The following is a 26,024-nucleotide window of genomic DNA, read 5'->3' as shown; positions in this document are numbered from 1 at the left end:
AAATATCGAATTTTTCTAAATAATAACTTTATTGATCATTAAAAATTTCTTAATTTTTCCACATCCAAAAGGCTTTCACTCTCAATGATAGAAATACTAGCATGGGAAGAAAAAATATATTTGGAGGTTAAAGCGATGGCGAAAATTGAAACCCCTGTTATAGGAAACTTACAAACGAAAGTTAAAATGATGATGAACGATTTACACGTCCCCGGCGCTGCTATAGCAGTAATAAAAGATGGCGAGGTTATGATTTCGGAGGGATTTGGTTATCGAAATGTAGAAAAAGGAGAAGCTGTTACACCGAAAACACTCTTCGCAATTGGTTCCGCAACGAAAGCATTTGGCACCTTTTCATTAAGCTTACTAGCGCAACAAAACAAATTTTCATGGGACGCTCCTGTTCAATCTTACATCCCAACCTTCTCTTTATCGGATGTTTTTGCTACATCTCAAGTTACAGGACGTGATTTAGCTTCTCACCGAACAGGAGTAAATCGTCATGATACGCTTTGGTACAATTCTTCTGTAACTCGACAAGATATCGTGGAACAAATAAAGTATTTATCCCTTGATGCACCATTTCGCACGACATTTTTATATAACAATTTAATGTATGTAACCATTAGTTATCTTGTGGAAAAAATCACAAGTCGGTCATGGGAACAATACGTTACAGAACATATTTTAGAACCTCTCAATATGCAGCAAACAAACTTTTCTGTCACAGACTTACAAAATACAGATAATTATGCATTACCTTATATTGAAAATGAGGGCGAAATAAAAGAAATTCCGTTCCGCAATATCGATACGGTAGGCGCCGCAGGATGTATAAATTCTACAATTGAAGATATGGCAAATTGGGTGCTTCTTCACTTAAATCATGGAAAAATCGGAGAACAGCAATTACTCTCTAATGAATACTTACAAGATATGTATATACCGCACACGCCAATTCCAGATCACCCCATTTTATCCACTCCTGAATCTCCATTGAACGGCTATGGACTTGGTTGGTTTATTAGCGCCTATCGTGGTTATAAACTGATTCACCATGGCGGCAATATTGATGGATTTACGTCGCTTATATCCTTTATGCCAAACGAAAATATAGGAATGATCGTATTAACAAACTCTGGAAATACATTACTTCCTATTTATCTTACAAACTATATTTACGATAAACTACTCGGTTTAGAAAACATAGATTGGCATAAACGTGCAGTAGAAGATAGTGAAAAAATGAAAGAAATGATGAAAGAGCCAATTGAATCGCTGCCTGAGCAAGTAAAAGGGACGGTACCTTCTCACAAATTAGATGACTATACTGGAACATTTAAGCATCCTGCATATGGCCTGTTAACTGTATACAAACAAGGTGACTCGTTATATGTACAATTTATGGATATAGAAATGCAACTGCAACATTATCATTACGACATATTCGTTACTACAGTTACCTTGTTCCAAACAAAAATGAATATATTATTCGCCTATGACATCAATATACACGGTGAGTTTCCTACTTTGCAATTACACTTACCACAAATGTTAAGTACTGAGCCTCTTACATTTACAAAAAGAACGTGAATGACCTAAATCATAGAGGGAATCCTTGTTTCCCTCTATGATTTTATAATCAAAATCGTATCTTATATTTCTACATTAAGTGTATAAGCAACCTCTACTATAAATCCATTTGGATCATAAAAATCTATCGTATAGTATCCCTCTGCATAATGATTCATTTCAATCGGTCCACGAATTACCACTACTTCTGCACTTCTAACAAATTTTGCCACTTCATCAACTACGTTCCTACTAATAGCCTGATAACAAATATGTCTTGGTCCTAATGTCCTTACAATCCTTTCATCTACTTCCTTAAAATATATTTCAGTACGTCCCGTACTAAATGCATATTTGTTTAACTGTCGCCACCCAATGATAGCGAACAATTTACTATAAAACAGCATAGACTCCTCTAAATTTGCTACCCAAAATTCAATATGATGAATACCGGGTTCAAACTGTGTCATCTCCTTCTCTCCCCCTTATTTTCTCCTTAAATCAGTCTAACGATAAAGGTATTCACCGCTACTATATGTTTCCCTGTTATTTTCATATATGTAAACACAAAAAAGAGCAAGGGTGGTTTCCCTCACTCTTTCTTATGATAGCCATTTGGGCGGCATATTTGTATTCCAATAAATATCCCCTAACTCATGATGCGCTATATACCCATCATCAAAACGATGATAATGGAAGTTGAAATAATATCCATCTTGCGGTGGATGATCACGTCTTACATGGAATCGTAATAAGTCAGTTCCTGTTTTCGTATCATACACATGAAAAATCTTTTCGTTATTTCCACCAGCTGGTTTTTGTGAAATTGCTAACGATTGCAATGACTCTTCCGGTACATCGTGTGCAAGGTTAGCAATCGCTTCCTCTATTTTAGGTAAAATAATCTCTTTAAACTCATCTTCAATTACAGGTCCAATTTTAGAACCAAACTTTTGCATAGATTGTTTTTCAGCTTCTTTCATCGCATAAGTAATAAAAGATTCTGGTGTTAGCCGTTCATCATTTTCTTTATATGTATAGGACGTTTGCTCCAAATTTTGTTGCCTAGTAGGCTTGTCCGCTGCTTTTGTATTGTCAAGCAAAATGGAAGGAGGCGTCACTAAACCAAATGTAAATACAGTGATTAATACGACTAACGTTTTTCTAACCCAATTTGGCATCTTCATTCCCTCCCCTTTTACTCATTACCATTTATATAACGATTATTTCTTCCATTATACAAAATGATTTTAATTTTTGCACTTTATAAATTTATTGGCATCTCTATAAGCTTCAATTGAATATGGAATTGTAAGATTTCATACACTATATATAACAACAACTAGGAGGGGATGTAATGACTCTAGACGTCATATACTCCGGCATTAGTATTGTCATTCTACTATATTTTATCTATCAGTCCATTACAGACTAAAAGAGCCGTTTTCGGCTCTTTTTCTATGGCAAAAATAGAATCCAACCTACGATGACGGCAATTAAAATTCCTACAACAATTGCTGGTAATAGATAAAATTGAGCAAGGACCACTGTTGCATAAATCAAAATTGCTGGAAGCAATAAATACTGCGTCGCTCTCCATTTTAGCAATAATACTTTGCCCTCTTCACAGTATAAATGAAGAAACATTTTCTTCGTAAATTCATGCCAATAATCATGTGAGTAATGCAAAATAGCAAACAATGCAAAGATAAGAATGATGATTGTAATCCACCACGGTGTTCTCATTATACTAATTGTACTTATAAAAACAATCTGCCCATAAAACCTCAAAGAACTTCCGGTACGAAAAAATTCTTTTAAAAAAGATTCTACAATACGTGCATCAGATTCTTTTCCTAAAAATTTTTTAGAACGAGGAAACAACCACGGCTTTTTGCTCGAACTGCTCGGATTTGTCACATGCCCGCCAACTTGCATAATTCCCCTCGTCCAGCGCATACTTTCTTCCTTTTCTTTCTCAATTTCTTTAAAAAAGTACTTCTTATAATTCGCTTTTTGTTTTATGCATGCTACGCTAATCAAAACTGGTACTATAATAAATATAATGGAATAAACAGCGCTTTTTAAAATAAAAAATATGCCGCATCCAAGATAAATGAAACAAATAAAAAATAGCAAACTACTAACCATCCATAAGCCCCATCGTTTCCCAATACATACATTTATATACCGTACTAATAATGACAACATAAATCGAAAAACAGTACAAAATCCCCATACTAATACAATTTGTAAAGGTGATGCTCCTATATTTTTCATACATAGCGGTAACATAAATATGATTAAGATAACATTTGTTATACTAATCCGAACAAACGTATATAACATGCCATATCGCATTAATTTTTGCATATGTACTGGATATTGAATAAAAAATAAACAATCCGCCCGTTCCAAAAACGATCGTACTCCTCTCGAATAGATAATGCAATAAAACATAAATACACCAAGCAGAAAATAAGTAGTCTCTTCCATTGCTATTTCTCTTGTCCATAGCGACCGATAATAGATTCCACAAAATATAAATGCTGGAATAATTAAATATAATGCAACTGTCCAATCTGTCACAGAGCGTATCGATTTCCATTTTCTATGCAATTCGCTATATAATCGTTTCTTAAATTGTTCTTTTATCATGTTGTTCCCGCCTTACAATCGCATCAAAACAATCTAATAGTGGACTTCCTGGCATTTCTGCTAATGCTTGAATTGCTTCTAAATGACCATCTGCTACTAAAGTACCTTGTGAAATAAGAAGAAATCTTTCACAAATTCTTTCTGCTGTATCTAGTACGTGTGTACAGAGTAAAATTCCAACGCCGCGCTCTTTTTCTTTATATAAAAAGTTTAAAAACTCTTTTGTTGCGACTGGATCTAAACCGATAAACGGTTCATCAATGATATAAAAGTCTGGCTCTGTTAAAAACGCAAGAATAAGCATTGATTTTTGCTTCATCCCCTTTGAAAACTTAGATAAATATTCATGCTTGTGTTCTTCCATCCGAAACGTATGTAGTAATTCGTTTGCCTTCTCTTCCCAGCTTCCGACTTCACAGCCACGTGCAGCCATTAATAGTTCAATATGTTCCCAAAGTGTTAAATAATCATAATAGGTTGGCTGTTCTGGTACATATGCATATGGATTATTCTTTTTTCCAAATGATATTTCACCCTCCATATTGGTAAGCAAACCTAGAATCGATTTTATCGTTGTACTTTTCCCAGCTCCATTTGCACCAATCAGTGCAACTAACTCACCTTGTTTCATCGAAAAAGCTATATTACGGATTATTTTTTCATCTGTTTCATATCCAGCTGAACGAATATTAACTTGTAACAAATATTTCCCCTTCTTTCTCACTTCAATAAACTTAAGAAAATCATAACACATTCTCTATTAAAACATCACTTTATACATCTATTTTAATCATTATTGTTCTACAAGAAGGAAAAATCATTATTTAATAGAATATATGGAGTTTATAGTTATAAATCAAGGAGTTGATTGTATGGCATTTCAAATTCGAGAAGCAAACATAAATGATATTCCATCACTCTGTTCACTAACAAAAGAGCTAAAAGGCTCAACTATTTCTCACAAAGATATGCAAACTAGATTAGAATTTGTTAAGTTCAGTCCATTTGATTTCCTATATGTGTATGAAGAAGATAATAAAATACACGGTTTCTTCGGGTTTCGCATACGAGAGAATTTGGAGGATGTCACACGCTATGGAGAAATTTCCATTATTAGTGTTGATTCCACATCACGAAGAAAAGGAATCGGACAAATTTTAATGGCGTATGCTGAGCAATTAGCCAAAGAGCATAACTGTATTGGAACCTGGCTTGTCAGTGGTACTCAAAGAACAAATGCTCATCCATTTTATAAAAAATTAGGATATGAGATAAATGGATATCGCTTTGTGAAACATTTTTAAATTACGATTCGAAAGGAATAATCATGATGAAACATATTCAAGCTATCTTTATCGATCGTGATGGAACAATTGGTGGCGATCATACAGTACGCTACCCTGGTGCTTTTACTTTATTTCCATTTGCACAAAAATGTTTACACGCACTTAAAAGTCAAAATATTAAATTATTTTCTTTTACAAACCAACCAGGCATCGCTGAAGGAAAAGCAACTACTGAAGATTTCATTCAAGAACTCACCGCATTTGGTTTTGATGATATTTATCTTTGTCCCCATAGACATAATGATGGATGCACATGCCGTAAACCAAGTACTGGCATGCTTCTACAAGCAGCCAAAAAACATAATTTAGACTTAACAAAATGTATCGTGATTGGTGATCGTTGGACGGATATCGTCGCAGGTGCAAATGTTCACGCGAAAACGATTTTAGTACAAACTGGAGCTGGATATGATGCTTTGCACACATATCGTGAGAAGTGGGCACATATTACACCAAATTACATTGCGATCAATTTTGAAGACGCTGTAACGTGGATTCTCAACCAATCATAAATATATACTTATTTCAATAAATAAAGCTCAACTTACAATTTTTTGTACGCTGAGCTTCTTAACTATATATACAATTTTAAAATGTTAATTCATAATGAAAATAACGATTATCTCGTAAATATCCATTTTCCGCATATAATCGTTGCGCCGAGAAATTATTCATTTCTGTCTGTAATTTTAAACCTTTTGCGCCATGTTCTAACGCGAATTTTCTCGCTTCATCTAATAGTTTTTTGCCAATACCTGCTCCGCGTTTATGAGCTTGGACAAATAAATCATTTAAAATCCATAGTCGCTTCATTGAAATGGATGAAAAAGAAGGATATAACTGTGTAAAGGCAAGATATTCTCCGTTTTCAACTGCGACAAAAATGACAGATTCTTTTCCTTTCATCCGATTTCGTAAAAAAGATTTTGCTTCCTCCACATTGGATTCTTGTCCATAAAACATACGATAATTATTAAAGAGTTCTGCTACCCCGTCTAAATCTGCAATTGTCGCTTCATATATTTTCATTTTTCTCCGCTTCCTTTCCAATATTCTTTCATAATATCCGTCGCCCACTTAGGCTGAATGATTTTTTCATGCGGGATAAATTCCTGCATAACAGGCTTTATATCCAATATAGGAGTCCCATCAATCGCATCTAGGCCCTCAACTACTACTATTTTTCCTTCTTTTCTTACGAATTTGACAATTGTAGTCCCTAATCGATTCGGTCGATTTTTCCCGCGTTGTGCAAAAATACCTACTTTTGGATACTTCTTATTATTACGTGGATGCCTTGCTGCATATTGAATTTGGTCATCCTTTACTTTATGAAAATAGAAGATAATCTCAATATGTGAAAAACTCTCAATCCCCTGTATACTTTCTTCAGAAAAGAAGTCTGTTAATATAATGGTAGATTTTGTTTTTCCCCAATCGTCATCCTTTATCATCTTTCTTTCATTTTGTACAAAAGCGATAGGCCGAAGTGAAAACATTTATATCTCCCTTTTTTGTAACCCCTTACATTATAAAGTATTTTCTGAATGTTTTCCATATATATAATTATATAGTTTACATAACATTATTATCGAATTTCCATTACATAAAACTATATTTCCATTTCCCCCCTCTTGAGAGACTATTTTTATTACACACATTTAAATTATTATATTTTATTTTTATTGTGTAATTTTAATATAATAAATAACATTTCAAGAATAATAAATAAATCCTTTTTATTATACAATTCCAGTTAAACGATAAATACCAATCACTACAAAAACAGCTAATGTTTTAATAATCGTGATAGCAAAAATATCGCGATAAGATTGTTTATGCGTCAATCCCGTTACTGCCAATAATGTAATAACTGCTCCATTATGAGGTAATGTATCCATACCTCCTGCTGCCATTGAGATGACTCTATGCATAACTTCAAAAGGAATATGATATTGCTCAGCTGCTGCCATGTACTTTTCTGCCATCGCACTTAATGCAATTCCCATTCCCCCTGATGCTGATCCAGTAATTCCAGCAAGAACATTTGTCGTAACAGCTCCATTCACAAGTGGATTCGTAAATGTTGTCGAAATTCCATCCCTAATCATTCCAAACCCTGGAAGAGCTGCAATCACGCCGCCAAATCCGTATTCGGCACCTGTGTTCATAGCTGCAAGTAATGCACCGCCAATACTTGCGTTTAAACCAGCTTGGAATCCTGTAACTAAACGTTTCCAATTTAAAATAATCGTTGTAACAATTCCAATTAATAAAGCTAATTCCACAGACCAGACTCCTAATACAGCCGAAAGTTCTACTTTACCAAAATCTTTTAATCCTATCATTGTAAAATCAAAACCTTTTGGATACCATATCGGGATCCATGCTGTAAAAAATTTATTCATGACTCCTACTAATATAAGTGGAACAAATGCAAGCACTTGTCGAAGAGGCGTAATTTCAGAAACTTGAATGGCTGTTTTTATATTTTGTTTAGGTTCTAAACTAGCTGCCATTTCTGGAGCTCCATCTCCCAATCCATCATATCCTTCTCCATTTTTAGCAGCTTGTTTGCACCGTCTTTCCAAGTAAAGCATACCGACCACAAAAACAAAAATTGCTCCGATTGTCCCAAGAACGGGTGCAGCATAAATATCTGTTTTAAAAAATGTAGTTGGAATCACATTTTGAATTTGTGGTGTTCCTGGAAGAGCATCCATTGTAAACGTAATAGCTCCAAGAGCAATTGTTCCTGGTATTAATCGTTTTGGTATGTTTGCTTCACGAAATAAATTCGCTGCAAATGGATAGACTGCAAATGCAACTACAAATACGCTAACCCCACTATATGTCAAGATTGCTCCCATAAGAACAATGGCAAGCATGGAACGTTTCACACCAACAAATTGAATAATTGTCTTTGCAATAGATTCAGCAATACCAGACATTTCTACTACTTTTCCAAAAATTGCTCCAAGCAAAAAAACTGGAAAATATAACTTAATAAAGCCAACCATTTTCTCCATAAAAACATTAGAGAAAAAAGGAAGTACATGGCTCGGTTCGGTTAATAATACGGCAAATAATGCACAAATTGGTGCAAATAATATAACTGAAAACCCACGATAAGCAACAAACATAAGCATACCGAGTGCTAATAAAATAATAACTAATTCCATCTTCTCCCTCCTTTTTCATTTCCACGGAAATATTTTAAAAATTTTCAGATTTTTCAAGAACTACTAACCAGTGGGTCATATTGGTAATCAAAAGAGATTTGATATAATTTCTTCACTTCATCGTAGGATGGAATACGTGGGTGATTACTCGGACTTCCGCTAGCTAATGCATCTTTTGCCATTTTTGAAAGGGCATTCATAAATTCAGCTTGATCAATCCCATACCCTCTTAAATTAGGAATATGAAGATCAAAGCAAAGTTTCTTTATTTCCAAAATGATATGATTTGCAGCTTCTTCATCAGAATACGAACGTAACTCTGCATTTATATGTCGCCCGATGTCTGCAAAACGCTTAATAGCACAAACTTTTGTGAAATCTAAAACAGCCGGTAATAACATTGCATTCGATATCCCATGAGGCACATGAAACAATGCTCCAAGCGGACGGGACATTCCATGAACTAATGTAACTGAAGCATTTGAAAAGGCAATCCCAGCTTGTAATGATGCAATCATCATCGCTTCTCTAGCTTCCATATGATTGCCATCTTCATAAACAATGCGCAAATATTTCATAATACTTTTCATCGCTGAAAGTGCAAGCACATCTGTAAGCGGTTGTGAAAATCGAGATATATAAGCCTCCATTGCATGACATAACGCATCTATTCCTGTTGCTGCCGTAATATGAGATGGTACAGAGCGTGTTAATTCCGGATCAATAATCGCTACTTGTGGTATAAAGTTTGGATGCTTAATCATCATCTTCACATCTGTTTTTTTATTTGTAATAACAGTAACACTTGTTACTTCAGAACCAGTGCCAGATGTTGTTGGAATCGCAATAAGTGGCAACGATTCACGTTTTATACTTACATAATTTTGTACGTAATCTTCAATCTTACCTCCATTTGTGGCTAAAACAGCTACAGCTTTTGCTGCATCAATACAACTCCCGCCGCCAAGCCCAATAATAACGTCACATTTTTCCTCTCTACAAATCCTTAATGCTTCTGACACATGCACATTTGTCGGTTCAGCATTTACATTATTATACGTAACGACTTCTATCTTATTTGCTTTTAGCTGCTCTATACATACATCTATATAGCCGAGTTTTCCCATAATAAAATCGCTAATAATAAAAGCCTTCCTTCCTAATTTACTAGCTTGTCCCCCTAATTTTTCAAGCGAATTTCTTCCGTATAAAACAATCTTTGGCATCCGAAATTCCGCTACTTCTTGCAAATGTCTCACCTCTTTTTCATTGATTCATCATTTATGATGTGAAATTTTTCGAACCCTATATTTCCTCTTACTAAACAATCTTGATTTATATATTAGTAGATTCTTGTTAAAGGATAAAATGTTATTGCGGAAAAGATAGCAAATAAGGCGAAAATCAGTGCAAATGATCTAACAGAATAACCAGGATAAAGAACAAACATAATTAAAATAACTAACTCCTACTATACCTTTGTATTTAACTGAAAATTCAATCTTTTATTGATAAATCTTTATCAAATCACACTCCCTTCCTACTTTGCTACAAAATGTTCCTAATAGAAAAATATACTAATTAGTATTCGATTCTATATAGAAAAATCCCTTTAAACGAATTTGCATCATATATTTCCCTTTATACATATCACCTGCAATTCTTCGACATCTTTCATACTATTTTATATATAGGAAATATACAAACACTACAAATATGTTATATGATAAAATAAAAGTTCTCTTCCTCTCACTTTTTAAATACTGATCCATCATCTATCCTTACTTTTAAAGTATAGACATTCCTATATGATGGTATTAATTTAACAGAAAAAATGGTGAAATAGATGTCAATTACGCTCATTTTTATAATCATTTTTACAATTATTATTCATGCAGTTGAAACAAGCTCATACAGCATTCGACTTGCTGGTGTTCGTTTAAAGAAAATCGCTGTTGCATTATCTGTAGTGGGTATGGTTTTGCTCATCTCTCGAACTTCTAACTTACTGCAAGCTTTTTTAATAGGCGGAATTGTAGATCAGGCTAAACTTGATTCTTCAATTGATTTAGAAAAGGTGATTCGCCTCGTTCTATTATCCGCTTCTTTTGGGACATTACTTGCTATCATTTTATATCCAACATTAACGAAATTATTTGGATATGTGATTCAAAACTTTGAAGCGGATGGCTCATTTATACGAATGATGAAAACAAATAATATACAAAAGCTAAAATACACAAAAAAGTATGTTCGTTTTCCAAAATTTGAAATGATTCACCGTATGCGTATTGGGGGAATTCCAAAACGCATTATGCTCATTAATATGTTTGCAACCGCCATTTATACAGCTGGTGTTCTGTCTGCTTTATATGCATCTTTTTTAAATCCAACGTATGCAACAAATGCTAGTACAGCTTCTGGCCTTGTGAATGGATTTGCTACTATTTTATTAACCGTACTATTAGACCCACGTATCGCTCTTTTAACAGAACGCGCCCTTCAATCAGAAAATGGTGCAGAGATGATGAGTAAAATGTATGGTTGGCTTATGATTTCTCGACTGCTTGGTACATTGTTAGCACAGCTTTTATTCGTACCGGGAGCATATTGGATATTATGGATTATTGAATTCATGCATTAAACAAAAAGGTGCTTCTCATATTTGGAAGCACCTTTTTCTTACTTTAAAAAGTAAGTAACAGCCGCCGCAAATAAATCTGCCTTTTCATAATGCGGTGTATGACCACATTCTTCCAAAACAATGACTTTTCCGTTTTATACATTCTGATGAAATGCTTGCACTTGCTTTTCACAAGTTACTACATCATACTTTCCTACCATAAGTAACATAGGATTTTTTACAGTTTTTAATTTTGATAGCAATGATGTATGACATGCGTCTTCTTCTGAAGTCCAATAGTTGAATTATGATTTTGATTATGACTAGAAATCTTTTCATATACTGCATTATAAAGTCCATTCTCTTTTATAAAGCTTTGAAAAATATAATTTTCTCTTCTTAGAATTGACATAACATTAGGGTTATCTTTCTCTCTTAACCAATACCATTCATCTACAATTTTATCCTTAAAGTGATTTAATACTTTAGGTTGTCTCTATCCTTTCATAACAGATATATCTTTAAGCTTTTCATCTATATTCATAATATAAATTAGACGGGAAAAACTCCCGTCTGCTCCTTTCCTCCCCCTATTTAATTGATTGTTTCGGAAAACTCCTCTTTTGCATTATCTTTCTTTTCAACTAATCTGCCAGTTAAAACTCCCAGAGTGTCCACTGTTGCTGCTGCGAACCCACCAACAATAATAAGTGTTCCTGCAGATAAGATAGAAGATAAGGCTCCAATAATAGATGTAGAAACTGGCTCCAATCCAAAAGAAATTCCACGAGCAATGCTATTCACCCGACCAAGTAAGTGATCTGGAGTAAAGAGTTGAAGAGAACTTCTGTATAATGTTGATGCAGGACCAGCAAATAATCCACTTAGAAAGTAAAAGCCACAAGCTGCAAGCAGATTTCCACCCAATCCAATTAAAGCTAAAGAAATATCACTTAACAAGAACAACATGAATAAGCCCGCAAGAGAATTTGCTACTTTCTTTGGAACTACTGGTAATATTAAAATTCCTACTACTAACCCTATACCGAAACTACTAGACATAAATCCTAAATTTTGCGCTCCATTTCCTGCAATATTTTTAGCAAAAAGTACAATTCCTACAGAGTATATGCCTAATACAAATAAATTAGCTAATGCAAATGTTGGTAGTAATACTCTTAAACGTCTTTCACTAATAACCCATTTAAATCCCTCTTTTAAATCTTGTACCATATTTTCCTGGGTTTCTCTGTTTGGTGGAAGGGTAGGTAAAAGTGAAAAGAAGATAATACTTACAATAAATAAGCATCCTATAATGATGAAGGCTCCCATTGATCCTACAGAAGCTACAACAATTCCAGCAATTGCAGCTCCTGCACTTAAAGAACCGTACTCTAACAACTGAATCCAACGGTTAGCATTTATAATTTCAGCTTTTGGTAAAACTAATGGTACTAGGCTAGCACCAAGAGGTAACCTAAGTGCATCTAGCGTTCCTAAAATTATCGCTGTCCCTATCCATAAAGGTAAGTAAAACCATTCATTAATGATTAAGCATGCTATCAATAAAGCTACTAAACTTACAGATCCAGCAATAATCATTCCCATTTTCTTACGCTCATATCGATCAGCGAATACTCCACCAATAAATAGAAGAATTCCTCTCGGAATTGACCAAGCCGCTAATACTAATCCTAATGAAAAACCGCCCATTTCTTGTGCAACTGTCCAGCTTAATGCAACAATTAAAAATTGATCTCCCAAGTAAACACAAGCTTGACTAAAAAATATTGCAATAAATGAGCGATTCAAAAACAAAGATTTGGTGAAGCTGCTATCATTTTTCACTTTTGTTTGCTCCTTTTCTATTTCAACGTTAATGGTTTGAGATTACATATCGAACAATCAGAAAGTTTAGGCATATCATGATATTTTTGTTCAAATGTAGTGAAATTAATTTCAAACAATTTATTTTCCGTAAGCAATGAACCCAACTTTAGCGTATAACGTAAATATTCATATGATAAATAATATGCAAAGAACATACACGAAGGACCTAGAGCTCCATTTGGTGAATTTACTTCATTGTTTCTTATATACTCTAATTCTTCTACAAGTTCTGGAGAATTTATAAGATCATGATTAATTCTACATTGATAACAAGAACAATTAGGTGTGACTGAATAAGCCGTTCCAATTGAACATCCAATACTTGCTCCCACCATTGGAATTTCTTTTTTTACACAAACTTCATTTATCCAAAAGTCAATATAACCATTTGGTTTATCAGCTAAACAAAATACAAAATCAGGATTTACTTGATGAATTATGTCCTCTACATTATTTAATGAAGAAACTTTACAATCTATAACATCAAACTTAATATCTGGATTAAAATCCATAATACGTTTCTTTGCCATCTTTGTTTTTAATTCTCCAACAGTAGATGTAGAATATAAAACTTGTCTATTCAAATTACTTAGTGCGATTTGATCAAAATCAACTGCTGTAATATGTCCCACTCCCAATTCAGTAAGTGCCATACAAATATTTGAACCTATTCCGCCTAAGCCGAAAACTAAAACTTTGCTATCTTTTAAAACTGCTTGATAGTCATACCCATTCATTCCTTTCGAATGAGATAGAGTATTAAAAAAATTAATATTAACTGAATATCGTTCTAAATCATTTTCAGAAAGAGATTCATTTGGAGATATATTCATATCTTCTATGTAACCATTTTCTGCAAGAAGATTGATACTATCTATAATTTCTTCATATGAAAAAGTCTCACTCAACTGATGAGAAATTTCTTCTATTGTATAACTTCCATTTAACAATTTAATTAATGGTTTAAAATATTGATTGGGATCTTCAATTTCAATAGCATGTTGAGAGCCACCACCAATCCGTACACGACCATTTAAATAAAGAACTTGATGAATCAATTTGATTCTAGGTTTACTAGTATTTTGTAACATTTTTATTCCTCCTTTTATTAATATAGTATTCCGAATTATTATTAAACAAAATGAAGTTGTTCCAAAAGGATACTTTCTACCAAACAAAATACCATATATAAGTTTATTTATAATACTACTCACGTATATATAGTATCCAAAAAGGGTGTCCCATAACTTTCGGGACACCCTCATCTTGCTTGTGAAATTATCGTGGTAAAGTTACAGATTTGATTACAGCTACTTTTTTAATGTTCATCTTTTTCATTATTCCCACCACCTTCATTATGTAGTACAAGTTATCCTTGCATAATTGAGTATACTATTCAGATTATTAAACCGCAATACTTAACTGAATTTTCTCAATATTTGCAAATATAATTTGTGATAATATTGAGAAAATCAGAACTTTTATTAGCAACTGATATACTAAAAAAGATTCATTTTCTTAATTGCTCTCAGACTGTAGACAAACTCGATGAAAATCGAGTTTGTCTACAGTTTTTTAGATATAAAACCTAATGTTCACCCGAGTTCTGCATACGTATAACCATTTGTGTGACTGGATTATCCTCATCACCCAGATCCAGAGTCTACTGAAATGAATATACCATACTCTGGGTGATAGTATCTCGCAATCAAGTAATACATACCAAATACAAGGGTATTAAAAGTGTAGACTTTGATATCATTCAAAATCCATTCGGCATATCTCCTATGAATACAGGTATCCTTTACCTAGAAATCGGAACTAAGAAGCGCACTGTTCGCAATAGCCCAGATTATAATATCAATGCGCTTTAAAAAACAATTCGTGACAGATTGAAGTAAATATTAGTACTCGAAAGGCGGCTTACGGATGGTCTTCTTCTTTTTGTTTTTAGAAGTAATCTTCTTAACTACGAAAACTTAAGTTGTACCGTAGATACCATCTTACCATTAATAAGATAATATCAGGTTGATATCGTTTCCACTTGAATAGATTTTACTTTTCCATACTGATCATCACGTCTTTTTTTTTAGAATACTAGTATCAGTATGTAAAATTTCAGGAGATTACTTCCAAATATTTTAAAGTTTTTGCACCAGAACCCTAGAGAATAGACGTATGCTGAGCACACACAAAAAGGTGCTTCCAAATATAAGAAGCACCTTTTCTTACTTTAAAAAGTTAGTAACAGCCGCCGCAAATAAATCTGCCTTTTCATAATGCGGTGTATGACCACATTCTTCCAAAACAATGACTTGTCCATTTTGTGCATTCTGATGAAATGCTTGCACTTGCTTTTCACAAGTTACTACATCATACTTTCCTACCATAAGTAACATAGGATTTTTTACAGTTTTTAATTTTGATAGCAATGATGTATGAAATGTACCTTCTTCTTTCAATCTGGCAAAATGAATCTCAGAGCGCTTATAAAACTGCTCCCATTCTACTTCACTATACAGACTATAGTCTGTTTCATCCTCCCCATAATCATATATTTCCATTCTTTTCTCTCCTAATTCATTGCTTAACTTTACATACGCTTCTAATAATTCAGCTGAATTTATATCACTTTCCGAAATAGCTATACATTCTTTCCCTATCTTTTCCTTGCCGTACTTGATTAACAGAGCACCCGTCTTTTTTAATAAAGATCTACTTGTTAAAGAAAAATCAAAAGTAGGTCCTTCAAAAATAATTTTTTGAATAGATTGCGGGTATAACGTTGCGTATAACAATGCTAGAAAGCCGCCAAATGAATGTCCAATAACAGACCATTTCTCAATCTGCAACATTTCCCTCAATTCTTCACAATCCTCAATGATATCTTGTAAGCCAAATTGTTCTTGTTTTTCAATTTTCGCTGAACGTCCTGCCCCGCGTTGATCAATCGCAATCAGTTGAAACGAATCTTGTAGTCTATGCGCTTGATGATACGTAAAATCAAAACACATCTCTCCAGGCCCTCCATGTAAATATAAAATGGGCCTATTCTCAGAAGAACCGTATATTTCAACATATAATAATTTCCCTCTAATATTCATTTGCTTCCCTTTTGGAAAGAAAGGATGTTTATGTTTCACCTTGCATTCCCCCTTTTTACATTTAGAGAAAGCATTAAATCGCATTATTAACTGAATTTTTAAACACACCAAGTTAAATAATTCCAATTACATTCAAAAAGACAATGACAATTGCAACTGGTGCAACAAATCGAAGTAAAAATATCCAACAAGTAAATAATCCTTTCGTATAATTCCCACCAACAAAGAACTCGGCTTCCAGCACCTTTTTCCCCATTTTAAATGATACAAAAATACTAATTAATAATGCACCTAGCGGCATTAAAATGTTACTAGATAAAAAATCTACTGCATCAAAAATATTCTTATTACCAATTGTGATATCGCTCCATACTCCAAACGACAGTGCTGACGGTATACCGACTAGGAAAATAGCCCCTCCAATCATCCAAGATAATTTCTTTCTTTTTTCTTGCTTACCATTCGCTACAGCTGAAACAACTGTTTCTAGTAAAGAGAACGCCGAAGTTAACGTTGCAAATGTAAATAATGCAAGAAATACTGTTAAGAAAAAACTTCCAAATGGAATTTGACTAAACACAGATGGCAATACGATAAATAGTAACCCTGGTCCTTCAGCTGGTTCCATTCCTAGTGAAAATACAGCAGGAAAAATAGCAAGCCCAGCAAAAAGAGAAACAAATAAGTTTAACCCAACAATTGTTATCGCCGATTTTGGCAAGCTTTCTTTTTTATTTAAATAGGAGCTATACGTAATCATAATAGAAATACCAATACTAATCGCAAAAAATGATTGTCCCATCGCAAACAAAATACTTTCGGATGTAACTTTTGAAAAATCAGGCTGTAGAAAGAATGTAACTCCTTTCATTGCATCATCAAGTGTTAAAGATCGAATAATTAAAGCAATAAATAAAATAAAAAGCGCTGGTAACATATACTTACTTGCTTTTTCAATCCCATTTTGTACCCCTTTTGATACAACCCAAATCGTAATAAACATAAAAACAAAATGACCAGCAATGGCCCAAGCAGGGTTCCCAATTGTTTCTGTAAATAGCGAACTATAATTTTGTTGCGAAGTAATAAGTTGTCCCGTCACCCCTCTAAATAAATAGATTAATACCCACCCACCAACAACACTGTAAAAAGAAAGTAGAATAAAACAAGTACCAACACCAAGGCGACCAATCCAGTGCCATCCCGTGTTTGGTGCAATGCTTTGAAATGCACCAATTGCCTGTTTTTGCGTACTACGACCAATCATAAATTCCGCTACTAATAAAGGGAGCCCAATCAATACCGTGAATAATATAAAAATTAAAAAGAATGCACCCCCTCCGCTCTTTCCAGCTATATAAGGAAACTTCCATATCGCTCCTAACCCAATAGCAGAACCTGCTGCTGCCATTATAAATCCTAACTTTGACGTCCATTGCTCCGTCTGTTTCATCTTCTTTCCCCTCCCAAATCACTTTATATTAATAACCAAATTTCATTGACCAATCTAAAAGCAACCTCCATTTTCTTCTCTATAATAAAAAATGGCCTAACATCTCTTTTTATCAAGAGACGCTAAGCCATTTACTTAACGCGGTACCACTCTTTTTGATTCCATTATGAATCCACCTTAGTAGCAATCGTATGATTACAAACCTGTTATCGAAGGTTAACCGTTAAGATTTACTAAGAATTAGATTTCCGTTCCACCTTATTGCTCCTAGGCGAGTTCAGGATGTTATTTGACTATGTCACACCAACCCATAGCTCTCTGCACAAATACTTGACCTTACTACTCCTATTCAACGCACTTCAATATTCTGAATATAATTTCTTTTTTAAATTAATACAAATTATATCGATTATATTTCAAACTGTCAATAAGATTTATATATTTTTTGTCGAAAAAATGTTTTCAAATATGCACGCTGTACGTAAAGTTCCATCTACTTCTAAAATCTTTTATATCGCTCTTTCCTAACAATACTTCATATCTCTTCATAAAAAAGGCAGAAATGGAACTAGATTACTACTCTTTTTTATTCTTAATTTGTACGAATTCCTCTTGCTATCCAAATTCGATCAATTTCTGCAGCATGTTGTCCCCCATAAAGAAGCGCATCCGCTTGTTTAATTGCTCGTGCTCCATCATGAAATGTCGCATTTGGTGTCAAAGACCAATGGGATTGTAAAATGATTTTTGTCGCTACATCACGCCCAAAGGCTTGCGCCATTTCATACTCTCCTTGCGCCCAAATTTCTCCGTCTGCATGTACTTCATTTTGTATATCTTTTGGATATACTTTATTATTATCTAACCGACGAAGACATGTTGGATCAGAGCTCGAATAAGCTGTTGCATCCCATTCTCCAACACAAGCTTTCCCATATTCTGTCGTCGATACAGCATCTTCATACGTCGCACCTAAGAAATCACCAAACCCTTCCCCCATTGCTCCGCCTTCTAAGGAACTTCCGAACCCTGGAACTTGATTATCTTGGATAGAGTGTCCATATTCATGTGCAATAATTCCGGCATCCTCTGCATCATCTACTCCACCTGTTCCAAATGTTAAAGCTTTCGTTGAGGGAGAATAAAAAGAGTTATCAGCCGTTGTTCCATTTACATTCACTTTAATGGAGCGATTGTTAATATTTTGAAAGCCCAACCCTTGAATATAACGTTGCAAAGTATCAATATGATAATATGCCATGACATCTTCAAAACTATCATGAGAACGTGTGTAATTGAATTGAAAATTTGTAGATTTTGTTTTTGCCTTAGAAGAAATTGTTACATAATCACCAATTAAAAAACCCGTTCCATCTAAACCTTTTAAAATAACCGTTTTCAATTGATTATTTAATTCTACTGAATCTTTATCATTGTTATCTTTCAAGCCTGTTAAGCTACCATTTGATACGACTGGATTTGGCAAAAATACTTTACCCGTTCCCTCTACTTTACGGTTTATATCCACCTTTTTTAATAGCTTTCCACTTCCAGCATCAATCAATGTTTCCCAAGCACCAAATGGTTTATTAGAATGGACAACAACTTTATATACCGGTATAGCAACTCCCTCTTCAATGATATATCCAAATTCTTTCGTCGTTGGTGCCCATAAATTACTTTCATTTTCAGCACCAGATACATATGATTTTGACTTTTGTTCAGCTTCTTGCTCACTCATCTTTTTCTTTATTTCTTTCACCCTTTGAACAGGCTGGTAATCAGAAACTACTAATACACTTTGTCCTGCCCTATTTATTGTCACCGTTATTTGTCGTGAAAATACAGGAGCATCATTTACGACTTGTTGAAATCTCACATATGAGGCTACTGGCGTTTCAGTTGTTGAAATATATCGTAAATCTGATAGATCTTCCTTCAACGCATAATGCGCTGCATTTTCTTTCAAATATTCTATTGCCTTTTCTTTAGGGGAATACTTTTCTAGGCTTACTTGTTCTTTCTCCACTGCCGAAGCTGTAGATACCGTCCCTAACACAAGAGGTATAACCGCCGCGAGCGCTATCACTTTCTTATTCATCAATAGAATCACTCTCCCTAATAAAATCAGAATGTACGAGTAATTCTATAAAAGTAATTCCATTACCTTTATAATGATCTTATAAAAAGAAAAAGTAATATTTTCTCAATATTTTTTCGTGAAATAAGAAACTAAAGACTCAATGAATCTGCCCAATCAAATATTAACGCAAAAAACCATAGCCAAAATACACGAATTTGACTATGGTTTCAACCTTTCTTACATTTTACCCTATTCTAAAGAAGCAACAATAAATATGGAACCTTCCACTCATTATGCGATTTAACTAGCTGAATGCAACTGAATTCGCAACTTCTTCCCCTATTCATTTATATCCTCATTCTATATATTTTATCTGAACCCCTTATCTCCTTTCACATCTCTTCTGGCGCACCAATTCCAAGTAAACGCAAGCCCTCTTTTAATACAATCGTTACCGCATACACAAGTGCAAGTCTGCTTTCTTTCTCATGATCATCTTCTAAAATACGTACATTTCCATAGTATTTATTAAACGCCTGTGCTACATCTAATATATACTTTGTAATATGAGAGGGTTCATTTTTTGTGAAAGCTGTTTCAATCACTTGTGGGAATTGATTTAATAATTTCAATGTGTTCCAACTGTAATCGTCATTTAATGCAAATGTTGCTGTTTCAAATTCTACATGTTCTTTTCTTAAAATCGAGCAAGCACGTGCATGTGTATATTGAACATATGGACCTGTTTCCCCTTCGAACTTCAACATTTTCTCTAATGAAAATTCAATATTGTGCATACGTTCGTTTTTCAAATCATGGAAAATGATTGCCCCTACACCAACTTGTTTCGCAACTTCTGCTTTCTGCTTTAAACTTGGATTTTTCTCCTCAATATGTTGCTGAGCAAGTGCGATTGCTTCTTCTAGTACTTCTTCTAGTAATACTACTTTCCCCTTACGTGTAGACATTTTCTTACCGTCTTTTAAAATAAGACCAAACGGCACATGCTGCATCCCCTCAACCCATGTGTAGCCTAATTGTTTTAATACGGTAAAAAATTGTGCGAAATGTAAGCTTTGTTCCGCCCCTACTACATAAAGCGCCTTATCAAATCCGTATGTATTTTGACGATATAAAGCTGCTGTTAAATCACGTGTAGCATAAAGAGTCGCCCCGTCAGATTTTCTAATTAAACATGGCGGCATATTCTCTTCATCTAAATTCACAACTTGCGCTCCATCTGATTCCTCTAATATCCCTTTCTCCTCTAGCATTTCAACAAATTCATCCATCTTATCGTTGTAAAAAGCCTCTCCTTGAAAATTTTCAAATTCTACTCCAAGAAGTTCATAAATGCGAGAAAATTCTTTTAATGATTCATGGCGAAACCAGTTCCATAAAAAGACTGCTTCTTCATCATTATCTTCTAACTTTTTAAACCAAATACGTCCCTCCTCTTCTAACTCTGGGTTTTCTTTTACTTCCTCATGAAATTGAACGTATAACTGAAATAATTCACGAATTGGATCTTCTTTGACAAGATCCTTATTTCCCCACTTTTTATATGCGGTAATAAGCTTTCCAAATTGCGTTCCCCAATCACCAATATAGTTAATACCGACAACTTCATAACCACATTTTTCAGCAATATGTTTTAAAGCATTTCCAATCATTGTTGAACGTAAATGTCCCATAGAAAATGGTTTTGCGATATTTGGAGAAGAATAATCAATTACAACTGTCTTTTCCTGTCCAAAATGATGTTGCCCATATTTTTCTTTTTCAGCTAAAATGGTTTTCAATATATGATTACTTACGACAGAACGATTATAAAATATATTTACATACGGTCCCACCGCCTCTACTTTTTTGAAAAATGACCCTTTTAATTCTGAAGCAATTTCCTTAGCAATTTGTGCTGGTGCTTTTTTATATTGTTTTGCGAGCGTAAAACATGGAAATGCTGCATCCCCAAATTCGTCTTGCTTTGGCGTTTCGATTAAAGCCATAATTTCTTCTAATGACAATCCGGCATGTAAACTGTTTACTAGTGCTTTTGCAAATTGTTTTTTGTATTCCATACATTACCCCTCCTTTTATTAAAACCACAAAAAACTCGCCTCTAAAAAAGAGACGAGTTATCACCCGTGGTACCACCCTTGTTGTTCAATTTGAACCACTTTCCCGTTTATAACGAGGACAGGGAACCCCGGCTTACCCTACTATTCGCTTCAAGCAGCGTCTCCGAAGTGCGCTTCATCCTCTTCTCCGTACTAGGCTCACACCATCCCTAGCTCGCTTCCCTTCTGAAGAAGGACTACTCTCTTCATCTACGACATCCTATATAATTGATTATTGCCTATTATACATCTTTTCAAATAATTAGCAAGTTTCAATAACACCAAAATGAAATTTTGCACTTTTTCGCTTATATACAAAAAAATGATGTCGTTCAAATCTTTCACTACGAAAATGATCTTTTAAAACAACTCGTTTCTTTGCAACACGCTTCGCTTCTTGAATCGTTTCATCTGTAATATCATGATATAACGCAAAATGTTTCAGACCGCGGATTCCATCTGATTCCACAATGGTTTCTTCAAACATTGGATCTAAATATACTACATCATAGCGATTGTCTTCACAGTGCTTTAAGAAATGAAAATGTTCACTTTCCTTCACGATAATTTGGCGCATCGCTTCATCCATTTCTGGAATACCCGAACACCATTGTTTTAATCCTTTATCCATAATATAGGCCATGTAGCGATTCCCTTCAATTCCAGTTACAGCACCTTCTTTTCCAACAATATAACTTGCGACAATACTATCTGATGCCATACCAAGCGTGCAGTCTAACACTGTCATTCCTTTTTCTAACTTAGCAGCTTGTACAAATGGATCCTGCTCTCCTCTCATCAACCTTTTCACACGAAACATAGCTGAATTAGGATGAAAAAAGAATGATTCATCCGTTCCGTTTGGATAAATAGCTAATCGATTCTTCCCTACGACAAGCACATCATCTTCAAACTGCTTATGTAATTGATGCACCGAAAGCTCATCTCGCATAGCAAAAGGGCATTGTAATTCTTTTGCTACTTCTTTTGCATACACTGTCATTTCTCTATTTGTTCGTCCTGCTGTTGTTACAATCATTTCTTTTCACCTCATATATAAAGAAAAAGGGAGAATTCCTTCTCCCCCGTTCCTTAACAATGCTTTTCAAAAGCTTGTTCTAAGTTATGAATAATTTCTTCCATCGTTGCACCTTCAATTTCATGGCGATGAATGAAGTGAACAACTTCTTTTCCTTTTAATAAAGCCATAGATGGTGAAGATGGTGGAATCTCTCCAAAATACTCGCGCATTTTTGCAGTTGCTTCTTTATCTTGCCCTGCAAATACAGTTACAAGATGATCAGGTCGTTTTTCTGAACGCACAACTGCTTGACCAGCTGATGGACGCGCTAAACCTGCTGCACAGCCACAAACAGAGTTTACAACAACTAATGTTGTACCTGTTGCTTGTTCCATATATTCTGTTACAGCTTCTTCTGTTGTTAATTCTTCAAATCCAGCACGCACTAATTCTTGACGCATCGGAATTACCATTTGACGCATGTACTCTTCGTATGCATTTGACATCTTTCTTCTCTCTCCTTCAACTTTCATTCCAAATTCATCATATCACGGTCTAATAATAGGTGCAAAAGAAAGATAGTAATCCTATCATTTTTTTGCAGGAATTTCACAAATCCCTTCCCGGCAATGTCCAACCGGTACTAGCTTTCTATTATTTGCAATATAATCATATACTTTATTTCCAAACTTCAGCAACACGGATAACTTAATGAATGGAACAATAGGCCAATAAGATGGTACTACCTTTGCTATTACATAAATGCTATGGATTCCATCGTACCACTGATCGGCTTTCCACACATAAAGCCTTTGTTCCATCTTATGTTGCAATGTTTCTGATAACTGATATTTCTTCACTACTTCTTTCTCACGAAAAGAAAGAAACGTTATACGTCCCTTTCTATCAAGTTTCTTTGTACGCTCTGTAATCGCAGTACACATCGGACACCAGCTATCATAGAAAACTATCATATTATTCTCCTTTACGCGCTTCCGTCATTTGCTTCCAAACAGATCCTTTCGCTTCTTCTCCACCCTCAATGCGTTCTAGTGCTAGACGCGCTTGCATCGCTACTTCAAATTCTGGGTCATCCTGTGCGGCGCGCAAGGCTGGTATTGCACTTTCATCACCAAGCTCAAATAAAAACATCGCTGCACGCCAACGTACTAACTTACTTGGATCTTTCAATGCCTTAATCATCACAAACATCGCTGCTGGATCTCCTACATCTGATAAGCAATCTCCTGCCGTACGCCGTACACTGACAGAACGATCTAACATCGCTTTATATAGTAATGGTAGTACCTCTTCTCCTTTAATCATTCCTAAATAGGCTGTTGCTAAGCGACGAATCGATACTTTTTCATCTTCTAGCGCTTTCTTCAAGACAGGGATATCGTCTTCAGTAGGATCCATCTGTTCCAATGCAGCATACCGTTTTTTCCAATCTGGATCTGACATCATTTCTTCCGTTACTTTATATGGCGTGCGCTTTTGAATTGTTACTTCTACTGCACCGGCTTGATCTAACAACTCTTTCACTGTTTCATTTATGCGCTCTTCAGGATATGCCGCAACAATTTCTTCGACAACTTCTGTTCCGATTTCTTCAAAATTGCCATAGCGTGTACTTTGTTCTACCCATTTTCGCTCTTTCACAACATTTGGAGCAGACATTTGGACTTTCATAATAGCTTCTTTAAATCGGTCTGGTAAACCAACTCGCTCTTCTGTTGTTCCATCTGTTAATTTCACCTGCATGGGAATGGAAAAAAACATTTGAATAAATACTTTCACTTCTCCAAAATGAGAAAGCTGCTCTTTCTCATCGTCTTCTACTACCTCTTCTCCAAATACAGTGCGAACTTGTTGTAAAAGAACTTTCCAATCATACTTCGCATTTCGCTCAACAGCTAAAAAGTCAGCAACATGGTATACACCTTTAATACCTTCGATTTTCAAAATATGCTGTACTTGCTCAGGAGCTTGATCTACATTTTCTTTCGTATAATTATTACGTGCTCCTGCTGGTAATACCTCATTCAAAATAACTTTCATTGTATTTGGACTTGGCGTCGGTTCAATTGCTTTAATCTTCACGTAAATATACTCTCCTTTATTGCTTGTTCTTAGCTGTATTGTAACATGTCCTATTCCTATACTCCTACTAGGATGCTTATTTTTACGAACTCTTCTTATACTGTGGATCAATCAAATACAATCGTGCAAGCACTTCTATCATATGCATTTTGTTTTTCATCCATTTGAAATCTCTCTTTTCCTTTCTAAAAACGTAATTCTTTCAATTACAACTTCTGTTCTATATATTCTCTTTCCTTGATCATTCTCGTAATTGCTCGTATGAATACGGCCCGTAATGCCAACGAGAGAACCTTTCCGGCAGTACTCTAATACATTCTCAGCTGACTTTCTCCAAACAACACAATAAATATAATCTGCTTGTTGTTCCCCTAAACTATTTCGAAATCCTCTATTTACAGCAATACAAATACGTGCATAAGGAATTCCTTGCTTTGTATAGTATAATTCTGGATCTTTTGTTAATCTTCCAACTAATACAACTCGATTCATCATATATATCACCTCACATTTTTTCTCCATTGTAGAAAAAAAGAGAAAATAGGTAAAAAATGAAAAATGATATATTTCCGTTCAGAAATCATAACTTTAAATCTAATAAAATAAAAAAAGAAATTGTATATGATGCAATCATGCAGAATTTCTTGAAATATTTATGCTTCTCGGTAAAAGATAGAATACCCTCCACGAGTCATTCGTATATCAGCACGATAAAAGTAAGCGAATTCACTTTACTTACAAATTCTAGCTGTTCTTGAGATTCTTTAGCATACTTCTCAACAGCTGTATAAATGATTTCAGAGGATCGATACTAAAGTAGCATCTAATTCGAAAAACTTTAATTTATAGTTCTCCCCCATTGATTATCT

At 34.6% G+C, this 26,024-nt stretch carries 23 protein-coding genes, 5 pseudogenes and 2 other annotated features; of the genes and pseudogenes, 5 read left to right on the top strand and 23 right to left on the bottom strand.

What is annotated here, in order from left to right:
* The first annotated feature begins 135 nt into the window (after positions 1-135).
* On the top strand, positions 136-1,593 hold the full coding sequence (locus MR059_RS05420) for a serine hydrolase (RefSeq protein WP_012094123.1): 1,458 nt from the start codon (positions 136-138) through the stop codon (positions 1,591-1,593).
* Positions 1,594-1,655: 62 nt separating this feature from the next.
* On the opposite strand, the gene MR059_RS05415 is transcribed toward MR059_RS05420, so the two are convergent.
* The 4 genes from MR059_RS05415 to MR059_RS05400 all read right to left on the bottom strand — a co-directional run bounded on the left by MR059_RS05415 (position 1,656) and on the right by MR059_RS05400 (position 4,933).
* Positions 1,656-2,042, bottom strand: coding sequence for a VOC family protein (locus MR059_RS05415; RefSeq protein WP_012094122.1), 387 nt, complete (start codon positions 2,040-2,042; stop codon positions 1,656-1,658).
* A gap of 132 nt (positions 2,043-2,174) precedes the next feature.
* Positions 2,175-2,753 (bottom strand): YpjP family protein, encoded by a 579-nt coding sequence (locus tag MR059_RS05410; RefSeq protein ID WP_012094121.1) that lies wholly within the window; start codon positions 2,751-2,753, stop codon positions 2,175-2,177.
* 277 nt (positions 2,754-3,030) lie between these two features.
* Positions 3,031-4,230: an ABC transporter permease gene (locus tag MR059_RS05405; protein ID WP_012094120.1), complete on the bottom strand. Its 1,200-nt coding sequence runs from the start codon at positions 4,228-4,230 to the stop codon at positions 3,031-3,033.
* On the bottom strand, positions 4,211-4,933 hold the full coding sequence (locus MR059_RS05400) for an ABC transporter ATP-binding protein (protein WP_041809669.1): 723 nt from the start codon (positions 4,931-4,933) through the stop codon (positions 4,211-4,213). The genes MR059_RS05405 and MR059_RS05400 overlap by 20 nt, the downstream gene beginning before the upstream one ends.
* A 169-nt stretch (positions 4,934-5,102) precedes the next feature.
* Between MR059_RS05400 and MR059_RS05395 the strand changes: the two genes are divergently transcribed.
* Positions 5,103-5,534 (top strand): GNAT family N-acetyltransferase, encoded by a 432-nt coding sequence (locus MR059_RS05395; protein ID WP_012094118.1) that lies wholly within the window; start codon positions 5,103-5,105, stop codon positions 5,532-5,534.
* A 26-nt stretch (positions 5,535-5,560) separates the two neighbouring features.
* On the top strand, positions 5,561-6,088 hold the full coding sequence (locus tag MR059_RS05390) for an HAD-IIIA family hydrolase (protein ID WP_041809666.1): 528 nt from the start codon (positions 5,561-5,563) through the stop codon (positions 6,086-6,088).
* A gap of 76 nt (positions 6,089-6,164) precedes the next feature.
* Here MR059_RS05390 and MR059_RS05385 read toward each other — a convergent pair whose 3' ends face one another.
* The 4 genes from MR059_RS05385 to MR059_RS05370 all read right to left on the bottom strand — a co-directional run bounded on the left by MR059_RS05385 (position 6,165) and on the right by MR059_RS05370 (position 10,017).
* Positions 6,165-6,605, bottom strand: a complete 441-nt coding sequence (locus tag MR059_RS05385; RefSeq protein WP_012094116.1) for a GNAT family N-acetyltransferase — start codon at positions 6,603-6,605, stop codon at positions 6,165-6,167.
* Positions 6,602-7,075, bottom strand: coding sequence for an SAM-dependent methyltransferase (locus MR059_RS05380; protein ID WP_012094115.1), 474 nt, complete (start codon positions 7,073-7,075; stop codon positions 6,602-6,604). Before MR059_RS05380 ends, MR059_RS05385 begins: the two co-directional genes overlap by 4 nt.
* A gap of 243 nt (positions 7,076-7,318) precedes the next feature.
* Complete coding sequence (locus MR059_RS05375) at positions 7,319-8,758, bottom strand: GntP family permease (RefSeq protein WP_012094114.1); 1,440 nt, start codon at positions 8,756-8,758, stop codon at positions 7,319-7,321.
* Positions 8,759-8,811: 53 nt separating this feature from the next.
* On the bottom strand, positions 8,812-10,017 hold the full coding sequence (locus tag MR059_RS05370) for an iron-containing alcohol dehydrogenase (protein ID WP_041809664.1): 1,206 nt from the start codon (positions 10,015-10,017) through the stop codon (positions 8,812-8,814).
* A 587-nt stretch (positions 10,018-10,604) separates the two neighbouring features.
* On the opposite strand from MR059_RS05370, the gene MR059_RS05365 reads away from it, so the two are divergent.
* Complete coding sequence (locus MR059_RS05365) at positions 10,605-11,402, top strand: lipid II flippase family protein (RefSeq protein WP_012094112.1); 798 nt, start codon at positions 10,605-10,607, stop codon at positions 11,400-11,402.
* A 38-nt stretch (positions 11,403-11,440) separates the two neighbouring features.
* Here the strand turns inward: MR059_RS05365 and MR059_RS05360 are convergent.
* From MR059_RS05360 to MR059_RS22190, 5 genes and pseudogenes are all read right to left on the bottom strand, one after another.
* Positions 11,441-11,665 (bottom strand): annotated as a pseudogene (locus MR059_RS05360) (alpha/beta fold hydrolase); the annotation flags it as partial.
* A pseudogene (locus MR059_RS22195) lies at positions 11,629-11,853 on the bottom strand (hypothetical protein); the annotation flags it as partial. The pseudogenes MR059_RS22195 and MR059_RS05360, both read right to left, overlap by 37 nt.
* A 122-nt stretch (positions 11,854-11,975) precedes the next feature.
* Complete coding sequence (locus MR059_RS05355; RefSeq protein WP_012094110.1) at positions 11,976-13,229, bottom strand: MFS transporter; 1,254 nt, start codon at positions 13,227-13,229, stop codon at positions 11,976-11,978.
* Between the two features lie 17 nt (positions 13,230-13,246).
* Entirely contained in the window at positions 13,247-14,362 is a 1,116-nt protein-coding gene (locus MR059_RS05350; protein WP_012094109.1) for a HesA/MoeB/ThiF family protein, read from the bottom strand.
* 513 nt (positions 14,363-14,875) lie between these two features.
* Positions 14,876-14,995: pseudogene (locus tag MR059_RS22190) on the bottom strand (RHS repeat-associated core domain-containing protein); the annotation flags it as partial.
* Here MR059_RS22190 and MR059_RS22450 point away from each other — a divergent pair.
* Positions 14,996-15,145 (top strand): annotated as a pseudogene (locus MR059_RS22450) (PH domain-containing protein); the annotation flags it as partial.
* A 97-nt stretch (positions 15,146-15,242) separates the two neighbouring features.
* Here MR059_RS22450 and MR059_RS05345 read toward each other — a convergent pair.
* The 10 genes and pseudogenes from MR059_RS05345 to MR059_RS05300 all read right to left on the bottom strand — a co-directional run.
* Positions 15,243-15,347, bottom strand: a pseudogene (locus tag MR059_RS05345) (IS6 family transposase); the annotation flags it as partial.
* Between the two features lie 152 nt (positions 15,348-15,499).
* Complete coding sequence (locus MR059_RS05340) at positions 15,500-16,375, bottom strand: alpha/beta fold hydrolase (protein ID WP_012094108.1); 876 nt, start codon at positions 16,373-16,375, stop codon at positions 15,500-15,502.
* A 112-nt stretch (positions 16,376-16,487) separates the two neighbouring features.
* Positions 16,488-17,828, bottom strand: coding sequence for a sodium-dependent transporter (locus MR059_RS05335; RefSeq protein WP_012094107.1), 1,341 nt, complete (start codon positions 17,826-17,828; stop codon positions 16,488-16,490).
* Positions 17,829-17,940: 112 nt separating this feature from the next.
* Positions 17,941-18,190 (bottom strand) — a binding site (T-box leader).
* Positions 18,191-18,420: 230 nt separating this feature from the next.
* A complete protein-coding gene (locus MR059_RS05330; RefSeq protein WP_041809660.1) occupies positions 18,421-19,932 on the bottom strand; it encodes a M36 family metallopeptidase in 1,512 nt (503 codons plus the stop codon).
* A gap of 371 nt (positions 19,933-20,303) precedes the next feature.
* On the bottom strand, positions 20,304-21,992 hold the full coding sequence (argS, locus tag MR059_RS05325; RefSeq protein ID WP_087094854.1) for an arginine--tRNA ligase: 1,689 nt from the start codon (positions 21,990-21,992) through the stop codon (positions 20,304-20,306).
* A 45-nt stretch (positions 21,993-22,037) separates the two neighbouring features.
* Positions 22,038-22,253: a binding site (T-box leader), on the bottom strand.
* A gap of 40 nt (positions 22,254-22,293) precedes the next feature.
* Positions 22,294-23,070 carry a class I SAM-dependent methyltransferase gene (locus MR059_RS05320; RefSeq protein ID WP_087094853.1) on the bottom strand — a complete coding sequence of 259 codons (777 nt, stop codon included), beginning with the start codon at positions 23,068-23,070 and terminating at the stop codon, positions 22,294-22,296.
* 53 nt (positions 23,071-23,123) lie between these two features.
* Positions 23,124-23,558, bottom strand: a complete 435-nt coding sequence (locus MR059_RS05315; protein ID WP_012094102.1) for a BrxA/BrxB family bacilliredoxin — start codon at positions 23,556-23,558, stop codon at positions 23,124-23,126.
* Positions 23,559-23,642: 84 nt separating this feature from the next.
* Positions 23,643-24,026, bottom strand: coding sequence for a thiol-disulfide oxidoreductase DCC family protein (locus MR059_RS05310; RefSeq protein WP_012094101.1), 384 nt, complete (start codon positions 24,024-24,026; stop codon positions 23,643-23,645).
* Position 24,027: 1 nt separating this feature from the next.
* Complete coding sequence (locus tag MR059_RS05305; RefSeq protein ID WP_048722873.1) at positions 24,028-25,155, bottom strand: conserved virulence factor C family protein; 1,128 nt, start codon at positions 25,153-25,155, stop codon at positions 24,028-24,030.
* A 156-nt stretch (positions 25,156-25,311) separates the two neighbouring features.
* The gene (locus MR059_RS05300; protein WP_041809657.1) at positions 25,312-25,650 is read right to left on the bottom strand and encodes a single-stranded DNA-binding protein; all 339 of its coding nucleotides are present in this window, start codon (positions 25,648-25,650) and stop codon (positions 25,312-25,314) included.
* Positions 25,651-26,024: the final 374 nt, after the last annotated feature.

Source organism: Bacillus cereus group sp. BfR-BA-01522, from assembly GCF_022662635.1.
Lineage (GTDB): Bacteria > Bacillota > Bacilli > Bacillales > Bacillaceae_G > Bacillus_A > Bacillus_A cytotoxicus.
This window is presented reverse-complemented; position numbering and strand designations above follow the sequence as displayed.